This is a genomic window from Pedobacter sp. 01T416_2, assembly GCF_056398925.1.
This window is the reverse complement of record NZ_JBFTQI010000688.1, coordinates 1-3217: the sequence shown is the minus strand read 5'-3', so window position 1 is coordinate 3217 and position 3217 is coordinate 1. Positions and strand designations below refer to the sequence as shown.

General features: G+C 35.7%; 1 protein-coding gene and 1 pseudogene. Both read right to left on the bottom strand.

The genetic code is table 11. The annotated features are described in order from the left end of the window. On the bottom strand, window positions 1-2058 hold a 2058-nt coding region (locus AC1DPQ_RS22505; protein WP_477610935.1), incomplete at its 3' end, for a TonB-dependent receptor plug domain-containing protein. Between the two features lie 646 nt (window positions 2059-2704). After that, window positions 2705-3217: pseudogene (locus AC1DPQ_RS22500) on the bottom strand (sterol desaturase family protein); the annotation flags it as partial.

Sequence of the window (3217 nt, the reverse complement as noted above, 5' to 3'; positions counted from 1 at the left end):
ACTACCAACACTGGCAATAGAGGCTCTTAATTTAGCAAAGCTGATTACTTTTGGTAGTTTCCAAAAATCGGAAGCAACAAAAGCCAAACTTGCAGAAGGATAGAAAAAACCAACATTATCAGTTCTGGTAATTGTTGCTAATGTACTGTTCCAATCCTGACGGGCTGTTATATCTAAATAAAGGTAGTTTTTAAAGCTTAAAGAAGCTAAAGCATAAAAGCTATTGAGCCTGTATTGTGCCGTATCGGGGGAATAAACTAAAGGATTTTCGTTATTGCTTAACTCATAAAGATTTGGAATAACTAATCCATCAGCTCTTTTTTCTAGCTTGTTGTATTGATTACGCATTTGGCTGCCACCTAAATTGGCAGTAAGCTGAATATCTTTAGTTAATTGTTTATTATACTTTAATAAAAAATCGGCACTTATTTCGTAAGATCGTATATCCGCAACGCGATAAGAACCATGTGCGAATTTATTACCTGCAGCATCCCAAGGGCGAAGAGTTTCGCGAACGTCATTATTCAAATCTCCCGATGCTCTAAGCATTAAACTCAATGCATCCGTAAATCTATAAGTCGCTTGGATGTTTCCTAACCAACCATTCCGTCTTTGTCCGTTTAAATATTGCTCTGATATAGCATAAGGGCCTTCAGGGAAAGTGGTAGTTAAATTTGTAAACTGTCTGTAAACTAAGTTTGTTGCCCAATAATCTTTATACCAATCAATATTCATATTTGGTTGTGCAAACATAAACCAATACATTAACGACTGATTACCATAACCCGTGGCTGGTAAATTATCGCTTTTTCTATTGCTATATTGCACCTTGGCGTTAATGTTTAGTTTTTTAGTTACGTTACTTGTAATATTTAATGCAGCAGTAGTTCGCTCCAAACCTGTATTTGGCACAATCCATTCGTTATTGCCATGGCTTGCAGAGAAGCGTAAACCCACTTTTTTATAAGTACCATCTATACCAAATGAATTGGATGATTCGAAACCGGTTTTAAAAAATGCATCAATTGGATCAGGAGTTGCCACCCATGGTGTTCTGGTTAATCCTTGCGCTCTGGTTGCAGGGTCATATTGAAAAAACATCGCTCCAGGAGAAAACTCAGGGCCATAAGTAGAACTTGTAGAATTGGTGTTTGCTCCATCGGCACTCGCTCCATATGAGTAATATGAATTGCCAGATACCCCAGCGCCGTATTGTGTTTGCCTATCAGGACTTTTGTTAATTTCTTCCCATGCACTATTTGAAGTAAAAGAGATATTAACTTTCTTTTTATTTAAACTGGCAGATTTTGTTGTGATGATGATAGCCCCATTTGCTCCACGCTGTCCATACAATGCTGATGCAGCAGGACCCTTCAATACGGTTACATTTTCTATATCATCAGGATTTAAATCATTTAACCCACTACCAAAATCGGCAGGCATAATATCTCCTGATGTACCGTAAACACCGCCTCCTGTACCGCCTGTACGCCTTGCCGAACTACTCGCCACAACGCCATCAATTACAATTAAGGCTTCGTTATCTCCTGTCAAATTATTTTCACCACGAAGAATAATTTTATTTGAACCGGCTGGGCCACTATTTCTAACCAAATTTAAACCTGCAACTTTGCCCGATAAAGCATCTGTCCAGTTACTAGAAACCGCATTGGTAAAGGCCGTACTATCTAATTTAGAAACTGCATAACCTAACGATTTTTCCTCACGCTTTATGCCTAATGCCGTAACAACCACTTCGTTTAATTGACTTGTAGAAGAACTAAGCCTAACAATCACATTATTTTCGTTATTATTAAATGTTCTGGTTAGGGTTGTATAACCAATCATATTATAAAGAACAGTAGTTCCCTTTGCAATTGTGATGGTATAATCTCCTTTATCGTTAGATACCCCCAAAAACTTCTTATTGTTATCCGTTRTCGTTGTTCCAATTAATATCTGACCATCCTGGTCATCCAACACCGTACCTTTAATTACAATATTTTGTGCCGGAGTTTGCGCAAAACTTTCATTAATACAAATTAATTGTATCAGCATAATACAAACTAAAAAACTAAAGCGTTTTAGTCTACCCTTAAAAAAAGTTCGGCTTTTCTTTTGGTGATTATCGGGACTGCTTTGCTTTACATGCAGAACGCATTGATGCCACGAAATCTGTTGAGTAAAATTTTTGATCATAATTATTATAGTATATCCGGTTAGTAATAGGGTTCATATGTGCGATTTATTTTGTCCGGATTTGCGGGCAAAGTAAGCCTGTTTATGTTAAAAATATATTAAGCAAACATTAACGTATTGAAAAGCAACCCAAATAGATTGCGATTTATTTATTTTTACTTACTATATATTTCGTTAATTAAAATTAACAAAACAAATCGAAACTAAAAACAATAAAATAAATCAGCAAGAAATATTTTTTAATTGAATGTTTAAACAGACAGAAATAACGATGATAGTAAGAAGAATAGAATAAGCGAGTTATTCCTAAATAAAGCAAAAAATGGCTTTATTAATAATATATAAAGAAAAACAAGGCGCCAGCAGATTAAATCATCAACACAAAAGCACCACGTAATAATTTTATTACAAGGCATGGTGACAGGAAAATAAATAGAGCAACAAAACGAAACATCGCGTTGTAACATTTATATATCAACCTAAACCGAAAGATAAAGAAACATAACTAACCTGCCTTTGCGTACTCAAATACATGCTTCATGTAAAGTTTACGTAAAGAGAATGTCCGTTCAAGTGCAATTAAGATAATCACCGGAAATATTAAAAAACCAAGCAGGTTAAAAGCGTAGAAAAAATAGCCAAAAATTAATATGAGCCTGAAACACTCGAGGTAATAGATCCATTTACGTTGTTCTAAAAGCGCACCGATGTTGATTAAAGTAAGCAAGATAAAGACAAGTATTGCAGCTTTATTGAATGGTGTTAAAAAACTGTAAAACAAGGTCGTGCCGGTAAGCATTGCAACCACTGTTATCAACTGTATATTTAAATAGTTTTTAAACTTAGGTTTAGCAGCTCGTTGTATTTTATTTTGAAAGTAACGCTCTTCTAAAATGGGCCGGATGTTTTGATCCATCAACGCTGGGCTCCCGAACACGGCATTCCATTTGGCCCTAAATCCATTTGCACGCTTGTACGCCTCTCCTATTTCTAAATGTACGCCTCTCCTATTTCTAAA